General features: G+C 66.3%; 19 protein-coding genes. 11 read left to right on the top strand and 8 right to left on the bottom strand.

Going from position 1 to position 26,572, the window contains the following annotated elements:
- Nucleotides 1-3: 3 nt before the first annotated feature.
- From VCS63_RS18700 to VCS63_RS18690, 3 genes are read left to right on the top strand one after another with little or no spacing between them, the layout of a single operon-like run.
- Entirely contained in the window at nucleotides 4-2,367 is a 2,364-nt protein-coding gene (locus VCS63_RS18700) for a xylulose 5-phosphate 3-epimerase (protein ID WP_323880677.1), read from the top strand.
- 18 nt (nucleotides 2,368-2,385) lie between these two features.
- Nucleotides 2,386-3,744, top strand: a complete 1,359-nt coding sequence (locus tag VCS63_RS18695) for an MBL fold metallo-hydrolase RNA specificity domain-containing protein (protein WP_042794983.1) — start codon at nucleotides 2,386-2,388, stop codon at nucleotides 3,742-3,744.
- A complete protein-coding gene (locus VCS63_RS18690) occupies nucleotides 3,741-5,258 on the top strand; it encodes a thymidine phosphorylase family protein (RefSeq protein WP_238914165.1) in 1,518 nt (505 codons plus the stop codon). The genes VCS63_RS18695 and VCS63_RS18690 overlap by 4 nt, the downstream gene beginning before the upstream one ends.
- Nucleotides 5,259-5,295: 37 nt before the next feature.
- Here the strand turns inward: VCS63_RS18690 and VCS63_RS18685 are convergent, their stop codons facing one another.
- The 7 genes from VCS63_RS18685 to VCS63_RS18655 all read right to left on the bottom strand — a co-directional run bounded on the left by VCS63_RS18685 (nucleotide 5,296) and on the right by VCS63_RS18655 (nucleotide 14,811).
- Nucleotides 5,296-7,503: a TonB-dependent siderophore receptor gene (locus VCS63_RS18685; protein ID WP_323880675.1), complete on the bottom strand. Its 2,208-nt coding sequence runs from the start codon at nucleotides 7,501-7,503 to the stop codon at nucleotides 5,296-5,298.
- Between the two features lie 101 nt (nucleotides 7,504-7,604).
- A complete protein-coding gene (locus VCS63_RS18680; protein ID WP_112966214.1) occupies nucleotides 7,605-8,603 on the bottom strand; it encodes a siderophore ABC transporter substrate-binding protein in 999 nt (332 codons plus the stop codon).
- The gene (locus VCS63_RS18675) at nucleotides 8,600-9,376 is read right to left on the bottom strand and encodes an ABC transporter ATP-binding protein (RefSeq protein ID WP_063640150.1); all 777 of its coding nucleotides are present in this window, start codon (nucleotides 9,374-9,376) and stop codon (nucleotides 8,600-8,602) included. The genes VCS63_RS18680 and VCS63_RS18675 overlap by 4 nt, the downstream gene beginning before the upstream one ends.
- Entirely contained in the window at nucleotides 9,373-10,320 is a 948-nt protein-coding gene (locus VCS63_RS18670; RefSeq protein ID WP_323880673.1) for an iron chelate uptake ABC transporter family permease subunit, read from the bottom strand. Before VCS63_RS18670 ends, VCS63_RS18675 begins: the two co-directional genes overlap by 4 nt.
- Nucleotides 10,320-11,261, bottom strand: a complete 942-nt coding sequence (locus VCS63_RS18665) for an ABC transporter permease (protein ID WP_112966216.1) — start codon at nucleotides 11,259-11,261, stop codon at nucleotides 10,320-10,322. The genes VCS63_RS18670 and VCS63_RS18665 overlap by 1 nt, the downstream gene beginning before the upstream one ends.
- On the bottom strand, nucleotides 11,261-13,015 hold the full coding sequence (locus tag VCS63_RS18660) for an ABC transporter ATP-binding protein (RefSeq protein ID WP_323880671.1): 1,755 nt from the start codon (nucleotides 13,013-13,015) through the stop codon (nucleotides 11,261-11,263). The genes VCS63_RS18665 and VCS63_RS18660 overlap by 1 nt, the downstream gene beginning before the upstream one ends.
- Entirely contained in the window at nucleotides 13,009-14,811 is a 1,803-nt protein-coding gene (locus VCS63_RS18655) for an ABC transporter ATP-binding protein (protein WP_323880669.1), read from the bottom strand. Before VCS63_RS18655 ends, VCS63_RS18660 begins: the two co-directional genes overlap by 7 nt.
- Nucleotides 14,812-15,034: 223 nt before the next feature.
- Between VCS63_RS18655 and VCS63_RS18650 the strand changes: the two genes are divergently transcribed.
- From VCS63_RS18650 to VCS63_RS18635, 4 genes are all read left to right on the top strand, one after another.
- The gene (locus VCS63_RS18650; RefSeq protein ID WP_254604462.1) at nucleotides 15,035-15,583 is read left to right on the top strand and encodes a TetR/AcrR family transcriptional regulator; all 549 of its coding nucleotides are present in this window, start codon (nucleotides 15,035-15,037) and stop codon (nucleotides 15,581-15,583) included.
- Between the two features lie 96 nt (nucleotides 15,584-15,679).
- On the top strand, nucleotides 15,680-16,183 hold the full coding sequence (locus tag VCS63_RS18645) for a sigma-70 family RNA polymerase sigma factor (protein WP_042794992.1): 504 nt from the start codon (nucleotides 15,680-15,682) through the stop codon (nucleotides 16,181-16,183).
- Complete coding sequence (locus VCS63_RS18640; protein WP_323880667.1) at nucleotides 16,170-17,150, top strand: FecR family protein; 981 nt, start codon at nucleotides 16,170-16,172, stop codon at nucleotides 17,148-17,150. Before VCS63_RS18645 ends, VCS63_RS18640 begins: the two co-directional genes overlap by 14 nt.
- Before the next feature lie 158 nt (nucleotides 17,151-17,308).
- Nucleotides 17,309-19,699 carry a TonB-dependent receptor gene (locus VCS63_RS18635; protein ID WP_323880764.1) on the top strand — a complete coding sequence of 797 codons (2,391 nt, stop codon included), beginning with the start codon at nucleotides 17,309-17,311 and terminating at the stop codon, nucleotides 19,697-19,699.
- A 7-nt stretch (nucleotides 19,700-19,706) separates the two neighbouring features.
- Here the strand turns inward: VCS63_RS18635 and VCS63_RS18630 are convergent, their stop codons facing one another.
- A complete protein-coding gene (locus VCS63_RS18630; RefSeq protein ID WP_323880665.1) occupies nucleotides 19,707-21,149 on the bottom strand; it encodes a M81 family metallopeptidase in 1,443 nt (480 codons plus the stop codon).
- Nucleotides 21,150-21,599: 450 nt separating this feature from the next.
- On the opposite strand from VCS63_RS18630, the gene VCS63_RS18625 reads away from it, so the two are divergent.
- The 4 genes from VCS63_RS18625 to VCS63_RS18610 are packed head-to-tail and all read left to right on the top strand — an operon-like array spanning nucleotide 21,600 to nucleotide 26,571.
- A complete protein-coding gene (locus VCS63_RS18625) occupies nucleotides 21,600-23,039 on the top strand; it encodes a M81 family metallopeptidase (protein WP_323880663.1) in 1,440 nt (479 codons plus the stop codon).
- A gap of 57 nt (nucleotides 23,040-23,096) precedes the next feature.
- Nucleotides 23,097-24,680 (top strand): ABC transporter substrate-binding protein, encoded by a 1,584-nt coding sequence (locus VCS63_RS18620; protein ID WP_042794996.1) that lies wholly within the window; start codon nucleotides 23,097-23,099, stop codon nucleotides 24,678-24,680.
- Between the two features lie 34 nt (nucleotides 24,681-24,714).
- On the top strand, nucleotides 24,715-25,650 hold the full coding sequence (locus VCS63_RS18615; RefSeq protein WP_042794997.1) for an ABC transporter permease: 936 nt from the start codon (nucleotides 24,715-24,717) through the stop codon (nucleotides 25,648-25,650).
- Nucleotides 25,651-25,668: 18 nt separating this feature from the next.
- Entirely contained in the window at nucleotides 25,669-26,571 is a 903-nt protein-coding gene (locus VCS63_RS18610; RefSeq protein WP_042794998.1) for an ABC transporter permease, read from the top strand.
- The last annotated feature ends 1 nt before the right edge of the window (nucleotide 26,572 follow it).

Genomic DNA, 26,572 nt, shown 5'->3' with positions numbered 1-26,572 from the left:
GCGATGACGCTCCGCGAGCATTGGCTTTCCGGCCATGGCCCGATCCAACACCGCGCCGACACCGTCGAGCGCGTCGACGCGCTGGTGCGGCGGCTTGCCGCCAGCGGCCGCCTTGCCCACCAGGACGAGGCCTACGCCATGCTGGCCGCCGCCGACAGGCTCTGCTGCGCGGCGATGAACGTCGTGGCGCACATGACCTATGCGCGCCGCATCGCCCTGGACGGCGCTTCACTATCCGCCGATGACTTCAAGCCCAATCCCGAAGGCCATACCGGCGGCTCGCTGAATATGGTGCCCGCCTTCGTCGCCTATCTGCTGGCCAATGCGTTGACGGGCAAGACCCGCGGCTGGCTGATGGGCCAGGGACATTGCGTGGCCGCCATCGAGGCCGTCAACGCCTTGACCGGCGACGTCTCGCCTGCCCAGCGCGGCCGCTACGATCGCAGCGAGGCGGGACTGGCACGGCTGATCACGGACTTCTATTCCTACGCCATCGACGCGCGGGGACTGCCTGCCGCGCCGTTGGGCAGCCATGCCGGCCCCAATACCGCGGGCGCCGTGTCCGAAGGCGGCTACCTGGGATTCGCCGGCCTGCAATACGTGCACATGCCGCTGCCGGGCGAAAGCCTGGTGGCCTTCCTGAGCGACGGCGCCTTCGAGGAACAGCGCGGCTCGGACTGGGCTACACGCTGGTGGCGCGCCGAGGACTGCGGCCAGGCCGTGCCCGTCATGATCCTGAACGGACGCCGCATCGAGCAGCGCACGCAGATCGTGCAGGAAGGCGGCGCGCACTGGCTGGCCGAGGACCTGCGGCACAATGGCTTCGATCCGCTCATCGTCGACGGCCGCGATCCAGCCGCCATCGCCGGGGCCATCCTGGCTGCCGAAGAGGATCTGGCCGACAAGCTCGCGGCGGCGGATTTTCAATATCCCGCCCGGCTGCCCTACGTCATCGCCGAAACCGAGAAGGGATTCGGCTTTCCCGGCGCGGGCACCAACGCCGCGCACAACCTGCCCCTAGGCGACAACCCTCACACGGACAGCGCAGCCCGCGCAGCGTTCAACGCCAGCGCGGCCCGGCTATTCGTCCCTGGGCCCGACCTGGACGCGGCGCTGGCCGCGCTGGCCAATCACGCTGCACAGCAACGCCCGCTGGAAAGCGGGCATCCCATGGCGCACCGGCACCCTGAAGCGCCGGCCCTGCCCGAGCCCGCCTGGGAGGCCGCGGGCTCCCAGGGCAGCGCCATGGCCGCGCTGGACCGCTGGTTCGTGGAACTGGTGCGCGCCAATCCTCGCCTGCGGGTGCGCATCGGCAACCCGGACGAACTCGCCAGCAACAAGATGGGCGGCACGCTGGCATTGCTGAAACATCGCGTCGATCATCCCGAGGCCGGCGTCGCCGAAGACCGGCATGGCGCCGTCATCACTGCGCTGAACGAAGAAGCCGTGGCTGCCGCCGCACTGGCGAACAAGGCCGGCCTGAATCTCATCGTGAGCTACGAAGCCTTCGCCGTGAAGATGCTGGGGCTGCTGCGCCAGGAGATCATCTTTGCCCGCCGCCAGAAAGAGCTTGGGCAGGCGCCGGGCTGGCTGTCGGTGCCGCTGGTGGTCACTTCCCACACCTGGGAGAACGCCAAGAACGAGCAGTCGCATCAGGATCCCACCATCGGCGAGGCCTTGCTGGGGGAAATGTCGGATACGTCCCGCGTGCTTTTCCCGGTGGACGGCAACAGCGCCGCCGCGGCGCTGCGCGCCGTCTATGCGCAGCGCGCCCAGGTCGCCTGCATGGTCGTATCCAAGCGCGACAGCGCGCAGCGCTTCGATGCTCAAACGGCGCAAACGCTGGTCGAACAGGGCGCGGCCCACATCGCGGGCGATCCGACGGCCAGCGCACTGCAGTTCGTCGCCATTGGCGCCTACCAGCTTGAAGAAGCGCTGAAGGCCCGCGCCCATCTGGCGCGTCTGGGCCATGAGTGCTGCGTGTCGGTGGTACTGGAGCCCGGCCGCCTGCGCGTACCGCGCGATGACCTCGAATCCGCCTTTGTCCTGTCCGACGCCGCCGTGCACGCGCTCTTCCCGCCCGGCATGCCGCGCGTGCTGTTGTGCCACACGCGTCCGGAACCCATGCTGGGCGTCCTACGCCGCCTGGACGGCGGACCGGCGCTCACCCGGGCGTTGGGCTACATCAGCCGGGGCGGCACGCTGGACGTGCCCGGCATGCTGTTCGCCAACCGCTGCACTTGGGCCCATGCCGTCGACGCCGCGGCTGCCGTCGCCGGCTGGCGCCGCGAGGACGTGCTCGATACGCCGAGGCTGCTGGCTATCGACGGCAGAGGCAATCCCGCCGACCTCGCCCATCCACTCTGAAGCCGCACAAGGAAAACCATGCTCGCACTCACCTGCCTGGGCGGAGCCGGCACCGTCACAGGATCCAAACACCTGCTGAGCCACGCAGATACCCACCTGCTGATTGACTGCGGCCTGTTCCAGGGCCTGAAGAACCTGCGGGAACTCAACTGGCAGCGTCTGCCATTGGCGCCCGCCGATATCGATGCGGTGGTCTTGACGCATGCCCACCTCGATCATTGCGGCTACTTGCCACGGCTGGTGGTAGAGGGCTTCAAGGGCAAGATCCACGCCACGCCCGCAACGCGCGACGTGGCCGAGCTGATCCTGCTGGACAGCGCCAATCTGCAGGAAAAAGACGCGGACTTCGCCAACCGCAAGGGTTTCTCGAAGCACAAGCCGGCGTTGCCGCTCTACCGCGTGGTCGACGCCGAGCGCGCGCTGGCGCGTTTTTCCGACGTGGCGCTGCACCAGGAAACCGTCCTGCCAGGCGGCGCGAAACTCACGCTGCGCCGCGCCGGCCACATCCTGGGCGCGACGACCGCGCAGGTCGACATCGGCGGCATGCGCGTGGTGTTCTCCGGCGACCTGGGGCGCTACAACGATCCGGTCATGCATGATCCCGAACCCGTGCCACGGGCCGACTACATCGTCATCGAATCCACCTACGGCAATCGGCGCCACGATCCGGCCGACCCCATTGAAGCCCTGGGCGCCATCATCGAGCGCACTGTGCAGCGCGGCGGCACCGTCGTCATACCCGCGTTTGCAGTCGGCCGGGCGCAGACCCTGATCCATGCGCTCTGGAAGCTGCGTCAGGCGGGCAGGCTGCAGAACATTCCGGTCTACCTGGACAGCCCCATGGCAACCAGCGCCACTGAACTGCTGGACCGTCACGCCGCAGAGCACAAGTTGTCTGCGCGCGAATACGAGGCGGCCTGCTCCGCCGTGACCTACGTGCGCGACGTCGAGGAATCCAAGGCGCTGTCCGCCAACCGCTATCCCAAGGTCATCATCTCGGCCAGCGGCATGGCAACCGGCGGCCGGGTGCTGCACCATATCGCCGCCTTTGGCACAGACCATCGCAACACCCTGCTCTTCTCCGGCTTCCAGGCCGCGGGCACGCGCGGCCGCAAGCTGCTCAACGGCGCCACGGAAACCAAGATCTACGGCCAGTGGACCCCTATCAATGCCGAGGTGGCCGAACTGCCCATGCTGTCGGCCCACGCGGACAGCGATGAACTGATGCGCTGGCTGTCCGGATTCCATGAGGCTCCCCGTCGGGTCTTTATCGTCCATGGCGAACCCGAAGCCTCCGAAGCGCTGCGCGAACGCATCGAGCGCGAACTGAACTGGCATGCCACCGTGCCGCTGCAGGACCAGAGGTACGAGCTGTGAGCAGCATTCCCGAATTGAAGCCGCCCGCGCTGCGCGCCACGCGCATGCGTCTGCATGCGCAGCACCAGCCCATCGCGCTGATGCGCGCGGACTGCCACGTCTGCCGGTCCGAGGGACTGGCTTCCCGCTCGCAGGTCCTGATCACATCCAATGGCCATGAAGTCCAGGCTCAGCTGTACCAGATCGACAGCGACCTGCTGGCGCTGGACGAAGTGGCGCTGTCCGAGGAAGCCTGGGATGCCTTGGGCATCCGCGACGGCGACAGCGTGCACGTGCGGCACCCGCCGGTGCTCGAATCCCTGGCCGGCGTGCGCCAGCGCATCTACGGACGCCGCCTGGGCGAGGAAGATCTGGCCGCCATCGTCCGCGACGTCGTGCGCGGCCGCTACACGGACGTGCACTTGTCGGCTTTCCTGACCGCCACGGCCACCCTGCCGCTGAGCATCGACGAGACCATTTTCCTGACCAAGGCCATGGTCGAGGTCGGCGACCGCCTGAGCTGGCAAGCCCCCATCGTGGTGGACAAGCATTGCGTGGGTGGACTGCCCGGCAACCGCACCACGCCGCTGGTGGTCGCCATCGCCGCCGCCAATGGCCTGGTCATGCCCAAGACCTCGTCGCGCGCGATCACCTCGCCCGCGGGTACCGCGGACACCATGGAGATGCTGGCACCGGTGGAGCTGGGTATCGAACGACTGCAGCAGGTCGTGCAGGCCGAGGGCGGCTGCATCGCCTGGGGCGGCGCCATGCACCTGAGCCCGGCCGATGACATTTTCGTGCGCGTGGAGCGCGAACTCGACATCGACACCGAAGGCCAGTTGATCGCCTCGGTGCTGTCCAAGAAGATCGCAGCCGGCGCCACGCATGTCGTGATCGACATACCGGTAGGTCCCACGGCCAAGATCCGCAGCCGCGAGGCGGGCGAGCGCCTCGCCGGGCATCTGATAGAAACGGCCGCTCATTTCGGGCTGACTTTGCGCTGCCTGTACACCGACGGCAGCCAACCCGTGGGCCGCGGCATCGGTCCGGCCTTGGAAGCCCGCGACGTCCTTGCCGTCCTGCGCAACGAAGCGGACCAGCCGCAAGACCTGCGCGAACGCGCCGCCCTCGTGGCGGGCGCCGTGCTGGAAGTCGGCGGTGCGGCGCCGGCCGGACAAGGCATTGCCCTGGCCCTGCGGACTTTGGACAGCGGCCTCGCCTGGGAAAAATTCAGACGAATCTGCGCCGCCCAGGGCGGGCTGCGCGAGCCGCCCCGAGCTGCCCACGTCGAACCCTTGGCCGCGCTGCAGGCCGGCCGCGTCACCCATATCGACAACCGCAAGCTTTCACGCCTGGCCAAGCTGGCCGGCGCACCGGAACGGCCCGCCGCGGGAGTGTCCCTGCACGCACGACTGGGCGACGAGGTGGCGCGCGGGCAACCCTGGCTCTTTCTCCATGCGCAGACCCGCAGCGAAATGGCCTACGCGCTGGAGTACGCGCGGCACGCCGGGGATATCGTGACGATAGAAGCCTGAGGCGGGCGGCACAGCCATCCGCCATGCGGCGACACGCTTAGAAATCCATCGAGGCGGAAAGCATGAAAGTGCGCGGCGCGCCCAGGGCCAGGCTCGACAACTGCGGCATGCCCCAATAGGCTTTGTTCGTCAGATTGTTGACGGCCGCCCGCAGCACGATCGGGCGGTCGGCCACCTTGGTTGCGTAGCGCGCGCCCACGTCGTAGGTCGTCCGTCCCGCCACCGATAGCGAATTGTCGGCGCTGATGTACTGCTTGGACACGGCGGTCGCGTTGGCTGTCAACGTCAGGCCCCGCACCGCCGGCACATCCCACTCCACGCCCAGCTTGCCCTGGAGCTTGGGGATGCCGGTGGCCTGCTTGCCCTCGTTGGCGGCGATGGCGGTCTTCGTTACCTTGGGATCGATGTACGCCACCCCTCCCATCAGGCGCACGCCGCGCATCGGCTCGCCGAAGAAGCCCCATTCCACGCCCTGGTTACGCTGCTCGCCGCCGAACGAGAAAACGTTGGTGACAGGGTCCGTGTAGCTGCTGGGCCGTTTTATCTCGAACAGGCTGACGGTATGAGAGAAGTCCCCCAGATCGACCTTGACGCCGACTTCTGTCTGCTTGGTCTTGTACGGCGGGAACAGCTGCCCCGCATTGGCCGCGGTGACCGGTGCCGTCTGGCCCTTGCTCAAGCCTTCGATGTAGTTGGCGTAGACCGAAATATTGTCGGTCGCCTTGATCAGCAGCGCGGCGGCGGGCGTCGTTGCGCTGGCGTCGTAGCGGCTGGTCCGCGCCCCGGTCGTAACGCTGTAGCTATCGGTACGGACTTCCTGCCGCCGCGCGCCCAGCGTCAGCTGCACCCGGTCCTCTGCGAAAGACAAGGTGTCCGCCAGGCCGTAACTGACCAGGCGCGTCTTGCTATGCAGTATCGGCGGCCAGCTGGTGTCGGGAGCCGGCCCCCAGACCGGGTGGTAGATGTTGGTCACCCAATCCGCCCCAGGCACCGTTCTGCGGCCATAGTCCCGCTGGTTGTCCGAATAGTAGGTGGCGTTCAGCACCCACTGGTGCTTGATGCCGCCGGTCTGCAGCTTGCCGCGCAAGCCGGCCTCGCCCGACGTTTTCTTCACGTTCATGTTCAGCTGGCCCATCGAGGTGCGATAGTCGCCCGCCTCGTTGAACACCTGCGCCACCATGGCGCCATTGTAGGTGTACTCGGACCGGCTCTTGCCTATGGCGGCGTAGGCCATCAAGTTGTCGCTGACGTCGAACTCGCCGCGGATCATGGCGGCCCTGTCCTGGTTCTTCACATAGGCCCAGTCCGGATTCAACAGGGTTTCAGGCTTGGGCGGCTTGGGCACGCCGATGCCGGGCGCCAGGTTGATGCCGCGGGTCACGCCGTCCACGCGCTCATCGCTGTCGTACATGTCAATGGAAATGCGCGCCCGTTCGCCGCGCCAGTCCAGGCCCAGCGCAGCCAGCTGCGCCTTCTTCTTCTGGTTATCGACCGGGCCGTCGCCATCCCTGTAGACGCCATTGAAGCGCAGGCCGAACTGCTGGTTCTCGCCAAAGCGCCGTCCCAGGTCCAGGTGTCCGCCGAACTGCGAATCGGACATGTAGGTCGCGGTCAAGCGCGTCAGGGGCTCCGCGCCCGCACGCTTGGGCACCAGGTTGACGGTACCGCCGACGGAACCGCCTGGCGGCATGCCATTGAGCAAAGCCGACGGACCTTTAAGCACTTCGATGCGCTCGAACATTTCCGGCGTGGTCCGGTAGTACGGCGCCATGCCGAACAGCCCGCCAAAGGATATGTCGGTGGTGCTGGAACTGAAGCCACGGATCGAGTAGTTCTCGCTCCATGCCCCCGTCACGCCGTTGCTGAATACCGAAGGATCGGTCCGGGCGATCACGTCAGTGATGTCCTGCGCCTGCAGGTCCTCGATGTACTTTTCCGTGTAGCTGATGACGGAAAACGGCGTCTCCATGGAATCCTTGTCACCCAGGAAGCCCACACGCCCGCCATAGGTAACCTGTCCGCCGGCATAGGGCGTGGCCGGCGCTTCGGCCTGCCCCGTGACCGTCACCGTCGGCAGGGTTTTGACCGCGGCCTCGGCAGCTTCCTGGGCCCAGGCGGAAGGAGCGGCGCCCAGCGTCAGTCCGAACAAGGCCGCGGCCAGATGGTTGGGGGAAAAGATGGGGTGTGCGTGGCTGGCGTGCGATGAAGGACGTGCGACGCGGCCGCGATGGCGACGTTTGCTCATGGAATGCTCCGTTCGGTTGAGCGATGGGTCGCCTGCCATATCAGGCGACTGGGAATCATTTACATATGGACCGGCAACTTCCCCCGATCCCGGCACTGATATCAGTGCTGATAGGCCTTGATGACGTCGTCGATGATCAGCTTCAGCGAACTCACGCTGGCGGCCGTGACATACCAGGCCTCGGCATCGGCAAAGACCACGCGGCCGTTCTTCCAGGCCGCTGTCTGCCGCAAGAGCGGGTTGCCCAGCGTCTCGGCGTTGAGGACGGGCCGGCGCTCCATCACCGCCGTGCGATCCACCACATACAGAATGCCGGGGTTGGCCTGCTGGATGAACTCGCTGGAAATGGGCTGGCCGTGCAGTCCGGAGTCGGCTGCGGGGCTGGCGGACTTGACGCCAAGGGTCTTGAAGACAAAGCCGTAGCGGGACTGCTCGCCAAAGGCGCTGAAAGCGCCGTTGTTGTGCAGCACGACGAGCGCCGTCTCGGGACGGCCGTGCACAAGTTCTTTTGCCTGGCGGACCTTTGCATCCAGCTCCGCCACCTGCTGACGGGCGAGATCTTCCTTTTCGAAGATCCGGCCCAGCGTCAGGAGATGGTCCTTGATGACCTCGATGTGGTTTGCCTGACTGTCCCGATAATCCACGTCGAAATGGATCGTGGGCGCGATCTCGCTGAGCTCCTTGTAGTGGTTCGCCTGCAGCGAGGTAATCAGGATCAGATCGGGTTTGGCCGCGTGCACCCGCTCCAGGTTGGGCTGGACAATCGCCCCCATGTCCTGCACGTCGACCGCGTGCCGGTACTTGGCCAGAAAGTGAGGCACGAAGTCCTTGGGCATGCCGACAACCTGGACGCCGAGCTCGTCCAGGTTATCGACTTCGTTCATGTCCAGCGCCACCACGCGCCGTGGCAGCTTCTCGATGACGGTCGTTCCCAGCTTGTGCTGGACGGTGATGCTGGCATAGGGCTGCCGGGAGGAAGAACTCCCCGCCGGCTCTCCCGCTGCCTGGGGTGGTTTGGCGGCTTCCTGGCCGCAGCCCTGTAGGGCGACCATTGCGGCCAACACCAGGGCCGGCGCCCAGGGCCTGTGTTTGGTGATCATTTCAGTTCTCCAGGGGGATTGAAGTAGTTGCACAGGCGCCCGCGGTCGCCTTGCATAATCTCGAAATCCAGTCCGTACAGTTCCCCCAGCTGATCCGCGGTCACGACTTGCGGTACGGTCCCCGCGCGATGCACCACGCCGCGCTTCATTGCGACGATGTGGTCGGAATAGCTGGCCGCGAAATTGATGTCGTGCACCACCAGGATTACCGTGCGGCCGTGCTCATCGCACAGGCGGCGTAGCGCGCGCATGATCTGAACGGCATGCTTGATATCGAGGTTGTTCAAAGGCTCGTCGAGCAGCAGGCAATCCGTCTGCTGGGCGATCGTCATGGCCAGGAACGCCATCTGGCGCTGCCCGCCGCTGAGTTCGTCGAGATAGGCCGCGCGCAGCGGTTCCAACGAGAGGAATGCAATGGCCTCGCCGATCACGCGGCGGTCTTCCTGTGTCAACGCGCCGCGGCTGTATGGAAACCGTCCGAAGGCGACGAGCTCCTCCACCGTCAGCCGCAGGTTGAAATCGGGCGATTGACGCAACGTGGCCACGCGCTTGGCGTAATCCCCGATACGGATGTCCGACACCCTGGCGCCCTCGATCAAGATCTCTCCCTGGCTGGGTTCCAGCAGCCGCGCGGCCATCATCAGCAATGTGGTCTTGCCCGCGCCATTGGGGCCGATGAGCGAGGTCAGCCGCCCAGCGGGAAACTGCACGCTGACATCGCGCAGAACCGTCTTCGGCCCATAACTTTTCGAGAGATTCTTGATCGTGATCATGCGGTGCCCCGCGAGCGTGCCATCAGCGCCAGGAACCAGGCGCCGCAAACCAGGTTGACCAGGATGCCGACGCTGGTTCGATAGTTGAAGAGATGTTCAACCGCAAGCTGCGCCAGGATGAAAATGCCGACCGCGATCGCGCAGCCGGCGGGCAGCGTAGCTCGATGCCGGCGCGTGCGCGTCAGGGCATAGGCAGTGTTGGCGACGAAGATGCCCATGAAGGCGGTGGGTCCCAGCAGGCTGGTCGACACTGCGACCAGCACCGCAATCAGCGCCAGATGCAGCCGCAAGGCGCGCTGATAGTCCACACCCAGGGAGATGGCCTGGTCGCGTCCCAGCGAGATCACGTCCAGCGTCGGCAGGGTCTTGATGCCGGCCAGGCACACCGCCGCGACGGCGATCGCGGAAACCAGCAACTGGCCGGATTCCGCCTTGTTGAAGGAAGCCTGGGTAAAGCCAAGCAAAATGGAGAATTCGCCAGGGCTGGTCTTCAACTGCACGAACTGCGTAAAGGTGCCGATCACCATCGTCAGCACCAGTCCCACCAGCAGCAGGAAGTACACGTTCTGCCTGCCATCGCGGAATAGCCAGCGTTGGATGATCCACGAATAGCCCAGCATCAGCAGCACGGACAGGGAGAAGTGCCCGTTTGCGCCCAGCAGGACCAGGCTCTGGGCCCCCATGGCCAGGATCATCAGGGATTGCAGCAACAGGTAGACGGCTTCATAGCCCATGATGGACGGCGTCAGGATCCGGTTGCCGGTGATGGTCTGGAACACGATGGAGGACCACGCAATGCAGACGCCACCGATAAGCATGGCCGCAAGCCGGGCAAGCCGCCTGGGAATGATGTAGTCGAAGTCCAGGTTGGAACGGAACAGCAGGAAAACCACGGCCAACGCGATGACCGCCACCCATACCGTATGCCGGGGAAGCGCGCGCATCACCGGTGCCTCCAGAAGATCAGCACGAGGAACAGGATGCCACCCACGCCACCCGCGGTGAGGCCGATGGGCACCTCAAATGGGTAGATCAGAAGGCGGCCCAGGATGTCGCAGGCCAGCAGCAGCGTAGCGCCTCCCAGCGCGACGATGGGCAAGGTGCGGCTCAGGTTGTCGCCAGAGCGCAGCGCGACCAGATTGGGGATGACCAGCCCCACGAAAGGGATTGCCCCGACGGTAATGACCGTGGCGGACACGGTGACGGCCACCAGGATCAGCCCCAGCGCGACGGTAGCCGGATAGTTCAGGCCCAGGCTCGCCGCCATGCCTTCACCCATGCCCAGGACGGTGAAGCGGTGCGCGTAGAGATAGGTCAGCGCAACGATAGGCAGGATGAGGTAAATGATCTCGTAGTTGCCCTGCACGATCCTGGAGAAGTCGCCCAGCAGCCAACCCTGCATGCTCTGCATGATGTTGTTGCGATACGCGTAGAACTCCGCCAGGGCGCTCAGCACGCCGCCATACATCAGACCCATGACCGGCACGAGCACCGTATTCTTGAATTTGACGCGGCGGACGACGGCGACGAAGACCAGGTTGGCCGCGAAGCAGAAGCCCAGCGCGAATAGCATCCGTGCAGCCGGCCCGGCGGCAGGCATCGACAGCATCGACACCAGGATGCCGAGTTTGGCCGCATCCAGTCCGCCCGACGTTGCCGGCTCGACGAATTTGTTGCGCACGATGTGCTGCAGGATCACGCCGCACACGGCCAGGCCGATGCCTGTCAGCACCAGCGCCGCCAGGCGCGGTAGCCGGCTTGCGGTCAAGGTGAGCCACGCATCGCCCGATAGCGAGAACAGCTGCGGCCAGGCGATCTGGCGCGCGCCCACCAGCAGCGACGCGCCGCAAAGCACGATGAACAGACCGACCAGGCTGACACGCATCAGGAGCGCGCCCCTGCAATGCGCCAGCCGCGGGCGGCCTTGCGCTGATCCAGGAATTGCGCGTATAGCCCCTGGCTCTCACGCAGCGCCGCGGGCGTGCCTTGCTCGGCGATCCGTCCGTCCTCAAGCACGACGATCTGGTCGGCCATCGCCACGGTAGAAAGCTGATGCGCGATCACCACGAGCGTGCGCTCCCCGCGCAGGCGCGCCAGAGTGCCGGTGATGATGGCCTGGTTCTCCGTATCCAGCGCCGCGGTCGCCTCGTCCACCAGCATAATGGGGGCATTGTTGAGCAGCGCACGCGCGACGGCGATGCGTTGGCGTTCGCCGCCGGACAGGCGCGCGCCGCCCTCGCCTACCTGCGTGTCCAGCCCTTGCGGCAGGCGCGCGGCGACGCAGTCCAAGCCGGCCTGGCTTGCGGCTTCCATCAACTCGGCATCGCTGCAGTCCGGCCTGCCGGCGCGGATGTTGTCGGCGATGGATCCCGTGAACAGGTAGTTGTCCTGGAAGACCTGGCTGATCTGGCCGGCCAGCCTCGAGCTGGAAATCTGCCGCACGTCCACGCCGCCAACCAGCACGCTGCCCTGGTTCACGTCGAAGAAGCGCGCGATCAGGCGCGCCAGCGTGGTCTTGCCCGAACCGGATGCGCCGACCAGGGCAATCATGCTGCCCGGTTCGATGCGCAGATCCACGCCTCGCAGTACCTCCGGCTCGCTCTCCGCGTAGCGGAAATGCACATTGCGCAATTCGATCGACGCATCGCGCGGTTCCAGTGGCGCGTCGGGCTCGGGCAGCGGCTGCACGGCGTACAGCGCTTCGATGGCATCGAGTTGTCCGCGCGCGCCGCGCAGCACCTCTCCATAGCCGGCCACCTCCAGCAACGAATCGATGTAGCGGACCGCGAGCAGAAGCGCGACGATCGCGGCCACGATCTGTCCAGGCGCCAACGGTCTACCCAGGATGCCGTCGAGCCACCAGGCCGCGGCGGCCAGCAGGACGGCAAAGACGGCCTGCACGGCCGCGAGGTTGAGAACGGCCGCCCCGGCCGACAGCCAGATCAGCCGAGCTCCGGACTGGCGCTGCCGCTCGACAGCCTGTTCGAGAAAGCGCGTGCTCCCGCCCTCGCCATTGAAGGCGCGCAGCACCGACTGGGCCTGGGCGAACTCGACCATGCGCTGGCTGGCATCGGCGAAGCGCTGTTGGAATGCCTCGTCCGCGCGCCGCGCCAGTCTTGCCGTGAGCGCCAGGACGCCGGCCAGCAGCGGCAGCGCCGCCAAGGCGATCAGGCCCAATAGCCAGTGCTGCGCAAACAGGGCGACGACGAGCACCGCGGGCGTCACCACCCCGACGATGACGGGCGTAAAGACATGCGCGGGGAGCTGGGCCACGGACATCATTCCCTGCGTGACGACGTGTCCGAGACGGGCCGTGTTCTGCGGTGTGAACCAGCCCACGGGCAGGCGCGCCACATGGTCGCCGAGACGGTGGCGGGCGTCTTGCAAGATTGCGACGCCCACCCGCACGCCGGCCCGCTCCACATGGCGCCGCAGGCCCCAGCAGACCGCTACGCCGGCCAGCAGCGCGCCCAGCCACGGGGCGGCAGCCTGCACGTCTGCCGCAAGCAGATGCGCGAGCAGCGGCACCAGCGCGGTAATGGTTAGCCCGCAAAGCACGCCATAGGCCACGGCCATCCGGCCATAGCGGCGCAGCACGGATGCGTCCTGGCCAAGCAGCAGCATGAAGATCTTCAGCATGCGGCCACCTCTTTGTCCTCGGAAGTTTCATAGCCGCCTTGCGCCCAAAGCCGCGCATAGCTGCCGCCTTGCGCGAGCAACTGTTCGTGTCTGCCTTGTTCGACAATGGCGCCGTCCTCGACGACGAGAATGCGGTCGGCGTGCATCACCGTATCCAGCCGGTGCGCGATCACCATCACCGTGCGCCCCCGGGCGAAGCGGGACAGCGCGCCCTGGACTGCCGCCTCGTTGCCGGCGTCGGCCCCGGCCGTGGCCTCGTCCAGCACCAGCACGGGAGGATCCAATAGCAAGGCTCGCGCGATGCTGGCGCGCTGGAGTTCGCCGCCGGATAGCTGCGCGTCCTCGCCGATCACCGAATCGTAGCCGCGCGGTAGCGCCAGGATGCGTTCATGGATACTGGCGCTGCGCGCGGCGTCCTCGATCTCTTGCCGGGTGGCGGAGGGCCGGCCCAGCGCGATGTTGTCGCGCACGCTGGCATGGATCAGGCGCACTTCCTGCAATACGAAGCCAACGCGCCGGTAAAGCTGCGCGCTCTCGATTCGCTTAAGATCTGCGCCGCCCAGCGTGATACGCCCTTCATCGGGGTCGAAGAATCGCAGCAGCAGCCGCGCCAGCGTGGATTTGCCCGCGCCCGAAGGACCGACGATGGCGGTGACAGTGCCGGGTTCCAGGGTGAAGCTGATGCCGGACAGCGTCCGGCGCTCCGCGCCATAGGAATAGCCCACGTTCTCGAACCGGACTTCATGGCCCTCCGGGATCTGCTCCTGGCCGGGCGCCAGGGGCTCCAGTACCGGAGTCTCCAGCAGCGCCTGCACCCGCTGGGCGGCGCCCACGGCGCTGCCCAGGTCATGCAGCAGCGTATGCAGCAACAGCACCGGCGCGCATATGCCCGGCGCCACCAGCGCAAACGGCAGCACGTCCACGGGCGCCATCCAGCCCAGCCCGACGAACAAGGCGCCCGCGGCCAGCACCACGCCCAGCACGGTGACCGGCGCGATCATTGCATGGGCGTGCGCCATCGCCGCCACCAGCGGACGAGTAAAACTGGCGAAAGCTGCGGCAAAGGCGTCGACGGCCTCGCGGTAGCCGCGATGCGCCTTGCCCGGGTCGCCGAACGCCTTGACCACGGGCATGCCGCCCACGAACTCGACCGTTGCGCCATTCAGGCGCCCGAGCCGTTCGACAAACTCCTGCATGTTCGCCCCCCCGGCCTTCATGGCCCGGCGCAGGAACAGGAAGAAGCCGGGGAACGGCAGCATCGCCAGCAACGCCAGGCGCCAGTCCTGCACGAACAGGTAGATGACCGCAATCGCGATGCCGCCCGCGGCGCGCCCAACCGCCGTGTAGAAATGCGCGGTCAGGCTGTGCAGCGTGCCGATGTCGTCCTGCATCGCCTGCTTGACCTCGCCCGACGCCCGGTCGGTGAACCATCCCAGCGACACCTGCGACAGCCGCTGCGCGGCGGCCAGGCGCAGGTGGTGCGTAAGACGGTTATCGGCCAGATGGGCCGTCAATTCGCCGGCCGAGATCAGCGCCATGCCAACGAACATGGATGCCAAACTGGCAATGACAGTCCACCAGATTCCAGGCCAGGCGTGCGCGCCTGCGGAAGGCTCGGCGCCGGCGAGGGCGATACGGGCAATGTGCGCAATTCCCGCCAGCGGCACCAGGGTGAGCATGGTGCCCGCCGCGGCCAGCGCTGCGGCGGCCATCAATTGCCTGCGTATCGGGGCCAGCACCAGGCCTAGCGGACCGGGTTTCCCGGGTCTGGCTGCGGTCGCTTCAGAACTGCTCATGAAATCAACTTATCCAGATGTTGGTGATAATTATTTGCATCACTATAAACTAAATTTCCGAATTAGTTGCATTACACTAAACTAAATAAATCGGGCCGGGTTAAAGTGCAGGTTGAATGACGCCACCCAACCAGGAACAGCCATGACACCGCCAGAGCGCCGCCCCGCGCGGGGACGCCCTCCTACGATCACCCGGGAACGTATCGCCGATGCAGGCATAGCAATGGGCCTGCCGAACATCACTTTCGTCGGGCTCGCGGCGGCGCTGGGCGTCAGCCATATGGCGCTGTACAAACACGTGCCCAGCCTGGAGGAACTCAAACGCCTGGTCGCCGAAGAGATCTTCAAGCGCTGGCAGATACCGCAAGCCTGTAGCACCGACCGCGGCGAACTGAAGGAATACCTGACCATGTTCGCCGCGTCCGTGCGGGAGTTCGTCAAGGCGCACCCAGGAGTCACGCCGTACGTGATCCGCAGGCTGGCGGCCACGCCGTCCATGCTCGCGAAGATCGACGAGCAACAGCGCCATATCGCCAGCGCCTACGGCATTTCAAGGGAGCAGTCCCGCATCCTGCTGGCGACCGTGGCCTTTCACGGCATGGCGGTCGCCGACACGGTGTATTCGGTCGCCGGGCTGGAGCCGGTCGTGGACGCGGAACGGACGGCGGAAGAATCCGAGATGGAAGTGGAATTGGACCAGGGCATGCAGGCGCTGATCGTCGGCCTGCTAGCCACGCTGGCGCTTGAAGATCCTCCACGCGGTTCCGCATAAGGACCTGGGTTGTTGTCCGCAAGACCGGGGCGTCGTCGGCTCGCTTTCATATGCAAATAAAAAGCATTATCATGAAAGCCCTCCCGACCTCGCGCCATGCCATCACGTCCCCCCCGCCCGCAAGGCTTCCTGGCCTACTACGAAGAGCTGCTTGCGGTCTGGACCCGGAAGTTGGGCTGCCGCGATGCCGCGCGCGATCTCGCGCACGATGCCCTGGTCAAATGCCTGGAAACCGATCCCGACCGCGTGACGCAGCCCCGGGCCTATCTGCATCAGGCCGCGCGCAACATGGCTGTGGACAATTTCCGCCGGACGGACGGGCAGGAATGGGTACCGCTTGATACCATAGCCGGCCATCCCAGCACCTGGGGCGATCCCCTCGCCCAGGTCCGCACCGAACAACTGAGCCTGGCCTTGGAAACCGCGCTGGCCGAGCTGCCGCTCAAGTGCCGCCAGGTATTCATCTGGCAGCGCCTGGAAGGCCTGACGCAAGCGGAGATCGCGGAACGCATGGGCCTGAGCAAGAACATGGTCGAGAAGTACATGATCCGCACCGCTCTGCATCTGCGCGAACGGCTGGGAGCCTATGCCCCGAACTGACAATCCGCTCCGGGCGTCCGACGCTGGCGTCGATTCCGTCCGCAATGCAGCGGCGCGGTGGTTCGCGCGCGCGCACTCAGGCGAATGGAGTGCCGCTGCGCAGGCCGAGCTCGATGCCTGGCTCGCCGCGGATCCGCGCCACGCCGCCGAGTACCAGATGCTGGAATCGATCTGGCAGGCGGCGGCCGCCCTGCCCGAGGACCGGCTGCGCGCGCTGGCGGAGGAACCCCGACGCGCGCAACGTCCGGCGCGGCGGCGGGCGCTGGGACTGGGGCTGTGCGCGTTGATGGGGGCCATTGCGCTAGGCCTCTGGCAGCACGCCGATCCCGTGACGGAATACCGTACGGCTGCAGGAGAACGCCGCAGCGTCACGTTGCCCGACGGCTCCACCGCTGAATTGAACAGCCGCAGCCGGATCGAGGTCCGTTTCGACGGAGCCCGGCGCCTGGTCCTTCTGCAAGAGGGCGAAGCCCTGTTCGCGGTGGAAAAGGATGCGGCGCGGCCCTTCGTCGTGGATGCGGGGCTGGGCAGCGCCAAGGTGACCGGCACCCGTTTTGACGTAAGCCGCGACGCGGATCAGCTGCGCATCGTGGTGGAGTCGGGCTCGGTCGAGGTGGCCGGCAGCGCGGACAAGACCGCGGTTGCCGTCCGCGCCGGCAGCGCGGTTCGCATCGATGCCGAGGGCCGTGCCGGCCAGGTCCGGGACTATCCCGTGGCCGCCGCGCTCGCCTGGCGCCAGGGTCAGATCGTGTTTGCCGATACAGACTTGGCCAGCGCCGTGCGCGACGTCTCGCGCTACCGCCCGCAGCCCATCCTCCTGGCGCCACACCAGGGATTGGAGACGCTGCGTCTGACCAGCGTGTTCCAGACCACCGACACCGACGCCTTCTTGACGGCGTTGCCGCGCATCCTGCCCGTCGCGGTGCGACGCCTGCCCGGCGGCCAGGCCGAAATCGTCGCGCGCTGACTCGGGCGGCCATCGCTGTTACAAAAAAAGCCGCCGCGGCGTTCAGGTATTTTCTGCGTATTGCGTCTTCTTCCTGATAACCAGGCGGGCATCGTGCCCGCCTACATGCTTCAGGAGCACAGGAAGTGGATCGCAAATCATGGGGAAGGCGCGCGCGGATGCGCGGCCTGGCAACGACGGCGCTGGCGGCGGTGCTGATGACGGGCGCCGCGGGCGCCCTGGCGCAGGCCGCACCGGTAGCGATCAATATGCCCGCGCAATCGTTGGACCAGGCTTTGCGCACGCTGGCCCAGGCTCATGGCTTGCAGATCTTCTATGCGCCGCAGACCGTCGCGGGCATGCAGGCGTCGGCCATCTCCGGAACGATGACGCCGCAGCAGGCGTTGTCCGCGCTATTGAAGGACCAGGCCCTGCGCGTGCGCCAGGACGGCGCCGCAACCATCATCGAGCCGGAAAGCGCGGGCCAGCCCCAGGTGATGGCGCCCATCGAGGTCTCCGCGTCGCGCACATCCAGCAATCTTGTCAGCCCCGTGCAGCAAACCATCGTGCTGGAGCGCGATGCCCTGCAGGAACTGCGCACGGGTTCTGACAGCCTGGCCACCGTGCTGTCCAAGACCGTGCCCGGCATGGCCGACTCCAGCCGCACCATGACCGATTATGGCCAGACGCTGCGCGGCCGCGGCGTGCTGGTGCTGGTGGATGGAATCCCGCTCAACACAAACCGGGACTCGTCCCGCAACCTGGCGAACATCAACCCCGCCACCATCGAGCGGATCGAAGTGCTGCGCGGCAGCAGCTCGATCTACGGCGCCGGCGCGACGGGCGGCATCGTTTCGATCACTACCCGGCCTGCCGGCGGAGAGCCCGTATCCGAGACGACCGTGACCGCCGTCAGCCCGCTGAGCCGGCTGCGCGCCGACGGACTGGGCGGGCAGCTGCAACAGCACTTCGCCGGCAGCCAGGGCAAGCTGGACTATGCGCTGGACCTGGGCGCGCGCCACAATGGCGCCTCCTATGACGCGCAAGGCAGGCGCATCGCGCCCGAGCCCAGCCAGGGCGACCTGTTCGACTCCAACATCTACAGCCTGGGCGGCAAGCTGGGACTGCGCATCGACGACAAGCAACGCCTGCAACTGTCCGCCAGCTACTACAACGCAGACCAGGACTCCGACTACACCTCGGACCCCTCCGTCGGCCGCCTGCCACCAGGGTCGACACGCGCCCTGCCCCTGGACGGCCTGCAGCTGGCCGACCAGAACCAGATCCGCAACACGCTGTTGAATCTGGAATACGAACACCTCGACGTGCTGGGCAGCAAGGTCACGGCCCAGATGTACTACCGCAACTACTTCACCCGCTTCACGCCCTTCGACGCCCGTGCCGTCGTCACGCGCGGCAACAACGTGGACCAGGTGACGCAGAACACCAAGGTATTCGGCAGCCGGCTGACCGTAGACACGCCGCTGGGCGAGCAATCCAAGGTGCTATGGGGTGCGGACTTCAACCAGGAACGCAGCGATATGCCGATCGACATCTTCGATCCCGCGGCCTACGACCGCAGCGGCGGACGGGTATTCAACAGAATCGGCAGCCTCACCTACATGCCCGAGTTGACGACCCGCAGTACCGGTCTCTTCGCGCAGCTTGAACACCGCTTCGACGAGCAGTGGTCGGTGCAGGGCGGCGCGCGCTACGAATACGCTTCCGCCCGGTTCGGCGATTTCGTGCCGCTGTCGCAACTGCGCGTGCCCTCGCCTGCCACTGTCCAGGGCGGCTCCGTCAATTACGACGCCTTGCTGTGGAACTTCGGCGTCGCGTACGCTCCGGCGCGCGGCCAGGAGATTTACGCCAACTTCAGCCAGGGCTTCCAATTGCCCGACATCGGCGTCCAGATGCGCAATGCGCGTCCCGGCTTCGACATCGGCTCCTCTGACCTGCAGCCAGTCAAGACCAACAACTACGAGCTGGGTTGGCGCGGCGGCGCCGGCAACACCTCGGCGTCGCTGGCGGTGTTCTACACCACGTCGAAACTCGGCGACGTGCAGAGCTTCAACAACGGCCTGATCCTCACGCGCACCGAAGAACGTATTTACGGCGTCGAAGGCACCATCGACACCACCACCGACGACGAGAAGTGGGGCGCCGGCGGCACCTTCACCTGGATGAAGGGTCGCGAGCAACCGGATGGCGGCAGTTGGCAAGGCATGACCGGCTACCGCATTCCACCGCTCAAGTTGACGGCCTATCTGCAGTACCGGCCGAACGAACGCTGGAACGGCCGGCTGCAGGCCAACTACTTCGGCGCGAAGGACTACCGCCTGGATGGAAAGGAGAGCTTCGGCCGCAGGGATGTCGGCAGCTATTTCACGGTGGACCTCATGGGCCGCTATCAGCCCGACCCGCGCAACACCTTCATTCTGGGCGTCGAGAACCTCTTCAACCGCGATTACTACCCGCTGTACAGCCAGCTGTTGCGCAGCAACACCAACACCAGCCGGCTCCCGGCCGCGGGAGCCGTGCTGACGCTGACCTACCAACACCGGTGGTGACGCGCCATCAGGCGATCGGCCATTTCGGCAACCTGGCCTTGCGGTAGGTCAGGCTGCGCCAGTCCGGGCTGGCTGAGCCGGGCGCCGCCACATAAAGCACCGCCTTGGCCAGCGGTGCGTACTTGGCGTGGAAATGGTGAGCGGACTTCACCACGATCAATCGCTGCGCGCTCAGGTCGCACCCTAGCTGCGTGAACAGATCCGTGTGATACGCCTGGGTGCGCAGCGAAACCAGCGCGATCAGGATGCCGTCCACGTCGACCAGCGCGCAGTCCCCCAGGGCGATGCGGGTGTTGGAATTGCCCGTCATGGTCATATCGGCATGCGTGGCCACGACCCGGCAGCGCGCATCCACCGGGCTGCCGGACAGCGGGCCCACCTTGCCGCCGATGCGCAGGTCCAGCACCGCGCCGGGGCCTGCGTCGAAGGCAATGCGGGCCGCTACTGGATCCCACATGGGACCGATGGCGGCATTGCGTATGCCGCGCTCTCGCATCCTGGCGAGCAGGTAGGTGGAGTCGCCCGCAGCGCCGCTGCCGGGATTGTCCGAGCGATCGGCCAGCACGACGGGACCGTCGCCGAAAGCCAGCGCTTCGTCCAGCGCCTGATCGACGCTACGGTACGGCACCATGAGCTGTTCACGCATGGCGATGAGTTCGTCGGCCAATTGGCGGGCCAGCGCTTGAGCGCGGGCGGCATCGCCGTCGGCATAGACCAGCACCTTGGTGCCCATTTCCGGCACGTCGCCGGTGGCAAAGCCCTGCGCCGCCGAGATCGACAGGATGCCGTCGCGGCCTTCCAGCGCCTTGATGCGGCTGACGAAGCCCTGGGCCGGTTCGCGGGTAGTGTGCATAGGCACGATCATTTCGCAGTCGACCAGCGCGGCCACGGGCCGCGTGCGGCCGGCCTGCGCGTCCAGGCACAGGGCCAGCAGGTCTTGGGCTCGCTCCAGCACATCGATGTGGGGATACTCCTTGAACAAGACCAGTACCGTGGCCTGCTGCACCATCAGCGGGCTCAGGTGTGCATGCGGATCCAGCTCCGCGCCGACCACGACGTCGGGGCCGACGATCTCGCGCACGCGGTGCAGGATGTCGCCTTCGCAGTCGTCATAGCCGTCGGCGACCATCGCGCCATGCAGGCCCAGCAGCACCATGTCCACCGGCAGCGCCGCGCGCAGGTCGGCAAGCAACTCATCCCGCAGTGTCTCGTACGCGGCGCGAGTGGTCGTGCCGCCCGGTTGCGCGGAGGCCACCAGCCCCTCGACCAGCGTCCAACCCATTTCCCGCGCGCGCTGCCGCGCCGCCCACAAGGGTCCGGCATAGAAGGTCATGTGATCGGGATGCGTGCCCGCAGGCAGGTATTCCCGCGATTTGAACGCGGCAAGGCCGGTCGGCAAGGGCGAGAAGGTATTGGTTTCCGTGGCGAGGGCGCCAGTGAAAATGCGCATGAGGCGGCTCCAGGGCGCGGTGCGCCGTTCAGGGCAGGAAAACACCGGACCGCGGCTGGCCAACGGAACCGGAACGGATCCTGATTCTGGGCAAGTCAGCGCAAGCCAACAAATTCCAATTCATGAACTGTCCATAACCTTTCATATCCGTTGCGCACAGCCTTCCGGGCGCCCTATCGTTTTCCCTTAAAAAAGGTCCATCTGCACGCTTTTCGCCGCGATTTCCCCCGAAAAACCGCACACCATAACCTTGGGTTATCCATGGACTCACGTTAGCTATTTGTGCCGCGCTTGTGTGCCGCCGATGATCCGCGGTACGGAACGCAAGGCCCCCTTTTTCATGTGGCGGCAATGACGGTCTTCCGATCCATACAAGGGGAAATCTATGTCGTCGTACTGGAACGCCGCGCGCACCGCGGCGCATGCTCCAGCCTGTCGCGGAGCACGGCCATGAAAATCTTCAGCGCCGGCCTGGGCACGGAAACCAACACTTTCGCCCCCATGCCCACCAGCCTCGCCTCCTTCCAGGACCGCGACTACTATCCGGCGGGCACGCATCCAGACACGGTCACCTTTGCCGGAGCGCCACTTTACGTGGCCCGCCAGCGAGGCCGCGAGGCCGGCTGGACCTTGGCGGAAGGCCTCGTCACCTCGGCCCAGCCAGGCGGCACGACGACGCGGGCCGCCTACGAAACTTTGCGAGATCAGATCCTGGCCGACTTGCGCGCGGCGCTGCCGGTGGACATGGTGCTGCTGGGCCTGCACGGCGCCATGGTGGCCGACGGCTATGACGACTGCGAAGGCGACATCCTGCGCCGCGTGCGCGAGATCGTCGGCCCCGACGTCGTGGTCGGCGCGGAACTGGATCCGCATGCGCACCTGAGCCCGCTGATGGTCGAACAGGCCACGATCCTGGTGCTCTTCAAGGAATATCCGCACACGGACATCCGTGAACGCGCGGAAGACCTGCTGGCCCTGTGCCTGGACGCGCAGGCCGGCCGCACGCGGCCCGTGGCCGCGCTGGTCGACTGCGAAATGATCGTGCCTATGCACACTACCCGCGAACCGGCCCAGGGCTTCGTCAGCCGCATCAAGGCGCTGGAAGGCCGCGACGGCATCCTGTCGATCTCGGCGGCGCAGGGCTTTGCCACCGGCGACGTGCCGGAAATGGGCACCAAGGTGCTGGTCTATGCCGACGGCGATGCCGCCCGCGCTCAAGCGCTGGCCCGCCAATTGGCCGACGAACTCATCGCCATGCGTGAACAGCTCATGGTGCCGTACCGTAGCGTCGATCAGGCGCTGGACGAAGCGCTGGCCTTCGGCGACGGCCCCATCGTGCTGGCCGACCGCCCCGACAATCCCGGCAGCGGCGCGCCGGGGGACGCTACCTTCGTTTTGAGGCGCATGCTGGAGCGCGGCGTGACAAACGCGGCGCTGGGACCCATGTGGGACCCGGTATCCGCGCGCATTGCCTTCGACGCAGGCCCCGGCGCGGTGCTGGACCTGCGCATCGGCGGCAAGGTCGGCCCGCTGTCCGGCGATCCGCTGGACCTGCGCTGCACGGTCAAGGCCATACACGCCGAACTCGTAATGACGGGCCTGTCGGGCGCGCCGGCCGCCATGGGCGATTGCGCTCTGGTCGAAGCCCAAGGCATCGAGATCGTGCTGACATCGCTGCGCAACCAGGCCATCAACATGGACCTGTTCACGCAGCTCGGCTGCGATCTGGCCGCCAAGCGGATCGTGGTCGTCAAGTCCGCCCAGCATTTCCACGCCTCGTTCTCGAAAGTCGCGCGGCACATCATCTATGTCGGCGGCAAGGGCGTCGCCACGCCCGACTGGAAGACGCTGACCTACCGCAATATCCGGCTGCCCAAGTGGCCGCTCTAAGACCCCGCCGGCGCGCCGACGCCGGCAAATCCACCAACACGATGGGAGCCTAGCGCGATGAAAAAACGCCTGCTTTGCCTGTTCTCGACGGCCACGCTCGGCCTGGCCTTCACCTTTGGCGCCGCGCCGGCGCACGCGCAGCAGGCCAAGACCCTGCGCATCGTGCCGCACGCCGACCTGAAGGTGCTGGATCCGACCTTTACCACCGCCTACATCACGCGCAACTTCGGCTACATGGTGTACGACACGCTGTTCGCGATGGACTCGCACAGCAAGCCGCAACCCCAGATGGTCGAAAAGTACCAGGCCAGCGACGACAAGAAAACCTGGACGTTCACGCTGCTGCCCGGCCTGAAGTTCAGCGACGGCCAGGCGCTCACGACCGCGGACGTAATCGCGTCGCTGCAGCGCTGGTCCGCGCGCGACAACATCGGCCAGGCCATTACGCGCGCTGGCGGCAAGTGGGAAGCCGTGGACGACGCCACCTTCAAGCTGACGCTGGACCAGCCGTTCGACCTGGTACTGGACGGCCTGGCGAAGGTGTCCAGCTATCCCGCCTTCATCCTGCCCAAGCGCCTGGCCTCGCAGCCCGCCGACCGCCCGCTGACCGAAGTCGTCGGTTCCGGCCCCTACGTCTTCAAACGCGCCGAATGGGTGCCCGGCAGCAAGATCGTGTTCGAGCAGAACCCCGCCTACGTCGGACCCAAAGCGCAAGCCGATGGCCTGGCGGGCAACAAGACGCCGAAGATCCCGCGCGTGGAATGGCGCGTGCTGCCCGACTCCAACAGCGCCACAGCCGCGTTGACCAATGGCGAAGTCGACATGATCGAGCAGGCGCCCGCCGACTACATCGATGCCTTGCGCGGCAACAAGAACGTCAAGATCGGCGTGATGGAACGCGCCCAGGGCTACATCATCCTGAACCAGTCCATGCCGCCCTTCAACAATGAGAAGGCGCGCCAGGCCGTCGCGCATCTGGTGGACCAGGACAAGTTCACCGCGGCGATGGGCTATCCCGACGACCTGCGCATGAAGTATTGCGCCACGGTCTTCATCTGCGGCGGCCCCCACGACACCACCGCCGGCGCGGCGCCCTATGCCAAGCCGGATCCGGCCCTGGCCAAGAAGCTGCTGGCCGAAGCCGGATACAAGGGCGAAAAGGTCGTGATCCTGCTGCCCACCGACCTGGCCTACCTGAACTCCGCTACGCTGGTCGCGATTCAGGCGCTGCAGGACATCGGCGTCAATCTCGACATCCAGTCCATGGACTGGGCGACGCTGACCGCCCGCCGCGCCCGCAAGGAACCCATCGACAAGGGTGGCTGGAACATCTTCCTGTCGGCCGCCTCCGAGTTCAACGTCGATTCGCCGATCAGCAACACGTATCTGGGCGCGGTATGCGGCAACAGCCTGCCCGGCTGGCCCTGCGACAAGAAGCTGGACGAACTGCGCGCCCAGTGGATTGCCGCGACCAGCTCGGACGAACGCAAACGCGTCCTCGACCAGTTCCAGGAACGGGCCTACGAGGCCTTCCCCGCGATTTCGGTGGGCCAGTACTCGCGGGCCTTTGCCTCGCACAACAGCCTGAAGAACGCGGACAAGATCTGGAGCCTGCCGAACCTGTGGGTGCTGGACAAGTAGTCCGCCGCCGGCACCATCGATACGCGAGACAACTATGGGTTACATCATCCGGCGAGTGCTCGCCATCGTGCCGGTCATGGCAGTGGTGGCGGTGATCGTCTTCCTGCTGATCCACCTGTCGCCCGGGGACCCGGCGGCGCTCATCGCCGGGGACTTCGCCTCCGCGGAAGACATCGCCAAGCTGCGTGTGGCGCTGGGCCTGGACGAGCCGCTCTGGCGGCAGTTCGGGCTATGGGCCGGCAAGCTGCTGCAAGGCGACCTGGGCACGTCCATTTTCACCCACGTGCCCGTGACCCAGCTGCTGGCGCAGCGGGTGGAACCCACCTTGTCCATCGCCGCGCTCACGATGCTGGTCTCCATCATCGTGGCCGTGCCACTGGGTGTGCTGGCCGCCTACCGGGCGGGCACCTGGATCGACCGCCTCGTCATGCTGTTCGCGGTGCTGGCGTTCTCGGTGCCGGTGTTCCTGGTGGGCTACCTGCTTATCTATGGCTTCGCCATCAAGCTGCAATGGCTGCCGGTGCAGGGCTACGTCAGCCTGTCCGAGGGCGTAGGCCCCTGGCTGCGCAACCTGACGCTGCCCTGCATCAACCTCGCGCTGGTGTACATCGCGTTGATCACCCGCATGACCCGCGCGACCGTGGTGGAGGTGCTGCACGAGGATTACATCCGCACGGCGCGCGCCAAGGGCCTGGCCGTGCTGCCTGTGCTGGAGCATGCGCTGCGCAACGCCGCCATCCCCATCGCCACCACGGTGGGCGTGGGTATCGCGCTACTGATCGGCGGCGTGGTCGTGACCGAAACGGTGTTCGCCATCCCCGGCATCGGCCGGCTGGTCATCGACGCGGTCCAGCACCACGACTATCCGGTGATCCAAAGCGTGCTGCTGCTATCGGCGGGCACCTACGTGCTGATCAATCTGCTGATCGACCTCAGCTACCGGCTGTTCGATCCTCGCATCCGCTACTGAGCCGGGCAGGAAAAAATCATGTCAGAAAGTTCGATTTCGTCCAACGCTCCCGGCGCGCCCATCGTGCTGCACGAGGCGCTGAGCGCCAGCGGCCGCCGCTGGCGCTGGGTACGCAAGCACCCGACCCTCATCCTGGGCCTGGCCCTGCTGCTGATCGTGGCGGGGCTGGCGATCGCAGCGCCGTGGATAGCCACGCATAACCCCATCAACATCAATCCCCTGCAGCGCATGAAGCCGCCCTCGGCCGATCACTACTTCGGCACGGATGCGCTGGGCCGCGACGTGTTCAGCCGCGTGGTCTGGGGCGGCCGCGTATCCCTCGTGGTCGCCATCGTGGTGGCGCTGATCGCCACCGCGGTCGGCGTGGTGCTGGGCCTGCTGGCGGGCTTCGTGCGCTGGGCCGACGCCATCATCATGCGCATCATGGACGGCATGATGGCCATACCCGACATCCTGCTGGCGATCGCCCTGATGGCGGTGATCCGCGCCAGCCTGACCACGGTGATCATCGCGATCGCGATCCCGCAGGTACCGCGCGTGGTGCGGCTGGTGCGTTCCCTGGCGCTCACGCTGCGCGAGCAGCTGTACGTCGAAGCCGCGCATGCCGTGGGCACGCGCCTGCCCGTCATCCTGCGCCGCCACGTTCTGCCCAACATGGTCACCCCGCTGGTGGTGCAGGCGACGTTCATCGCCGCGACCGCCGTGCTGACGGAAGCCGTGCTGTCTTTCCTCGGGGTCGGCGTGCCGGCCCAGGTTCCCAGCTGGGGCAACATGATGGCCGACGCGCGCAACTACGTGGCCGTGGCGTTCTACACCATCCTGTATCCCGGCATCCTGCTGGCCATTACCGTGCTGGCGATCAACCTGATGGGCGACGGCCTGCGCGATGCGCTGGACCCGCGCCTGACCAACCAACGCTAGG

The organism is Achromobacter sp. D10 (assembly GCF_035282245.1).
GTDB lineage: Bacteria > Pseudomonadota > Gammaproteobacteria > Burkholderiales > Burkholderiaceae_B > Achromobacter > Achromobacter insolitus.
This window is presented reverse-complemented; position numbering and strand designations above follow the sequence as displayed.

Coding starts and splice junctions, on each gene's coding strand:
- VCS63_RS18630 (WP_323880665.1), bottom strand. CDS start 21,149: ATGCGCATTTTCACTGGCGCCCTCGCCACGGAAACCAATACCTTCTCG.
- VCS63_RS18640 (WP_323880667.1), top strand. CDS start 16,170: ATGCCCCGAACTGACAATCCGCTCCGGGCGTCCGACGCTGGCGTCGAT.
- VCS63_RS18615 (WP_042794997.1), top strand. CDS start 24,715: ATGGGTTACATCATCCGGCGAGTGCTCGCCATCGTGCCGGTCATGGCA.
- VCS63_RS18685 (WP_323880675.1), bottom strand. CDS start 7,503: ATGAGCAAACGTCGCCATCGCGGCCGCGTCGCACGTCCTTCATCGCAC.
- VCS63_RS18610 (WP_042794998.1), top strand. CDS start 25,669: ATGTCAGAAAGTTCGATTTCGTCCAACGCTCCCGGCGCGCCCATCGTG.
- VCS63_RS18625 (WP_323880663.1), top strand. CDS start 21,600: ATGAAAATCTTCAGCGCCGGCCTGGGCACGGAAACCAACACTTTCGCC.
- VCS63_RS18700 (WP_323880677.1), top strand. CDS start 4: ATGACGCTCCGCGAGCATTGGCTTTCCGGCCATGGCCCGATCCAACAC.
- VCS63_RS18680 (WP_112966214.1), bottom strand. CDS start 8,603: ATGATCACCAAACACAGGCCCTGGGCGCCGGCCCTGGTGTTGGCCGCA.
- VCS63_RS18645 (WP_042794992.1), top strand. CDS start 15,680: ATGCCATCACGTCCCCCCCGCCCGCAAGGCTTCCTGGCCTACTACGAA.
- VCS63_RS18675 (WP_063640150.1), bottom strand. CDS start 9,376: ATGATCACGATCAAGAATCTCTCGAAAAGTTATGGGCCGAAGACGGTT.
- VCS63_RS18635 (WP_323880764.1), top strand. CDS start 17,309: ATGCGCGGCCTGGCAACGACGGCGCTGGCGGCGGTGCTGATGACGGGC.
- VCS63_RS18670 (WP_323880673.1), bottom strand. CDS start 10,320: ATGCGCGCGCTTCCCCGGCATACGGTATGGGTGGCGGTCATCGCGTTG.
- VCS63_RS18620 (WP_042794996.1), top strand. CDS start 23,097: ATGAAAAAACGCCTGCTTTGCCTGTTCTCGACGGCCACGCTCGGCCTG.
- VCS63_RS18655 (WP_323880669.1), bottom strand. CDS start 14,811: ATGAGCAGTTCTGAAGCGACCGCAGCCAGACCCGGGAAACCCGGTCCG.
- VCS63_RS18695 (WP_042794983.1), top strand. CDS start 2,386: ATGCTCGCACTCACCTGCCTGGGCGGAGCCGGCACCGTCACAGGATCC.
- VCS63_RS18660 (WP_323880671.1), bottom strand. CDS start 13,015: ATGCTGAAGATCTTCATGCTGCTGCTTGGCCAGGACGCATCCGTGCTG.
- VCS63_RS18650 (WP_254604462.1), top strand. CDS start 15,035: ATGGGCCTGCCGAACATCACTTTCGTCGGGCTCGCGGCGGCGCTGGGC.
- VCS63_RS18665 (WP_112966216.1), bottom strand. CDS start 11,261: ATGCGTGTCAGCCTGGTCGGTCTGTTCATCGTGCTTTGCGGCGCGTCG.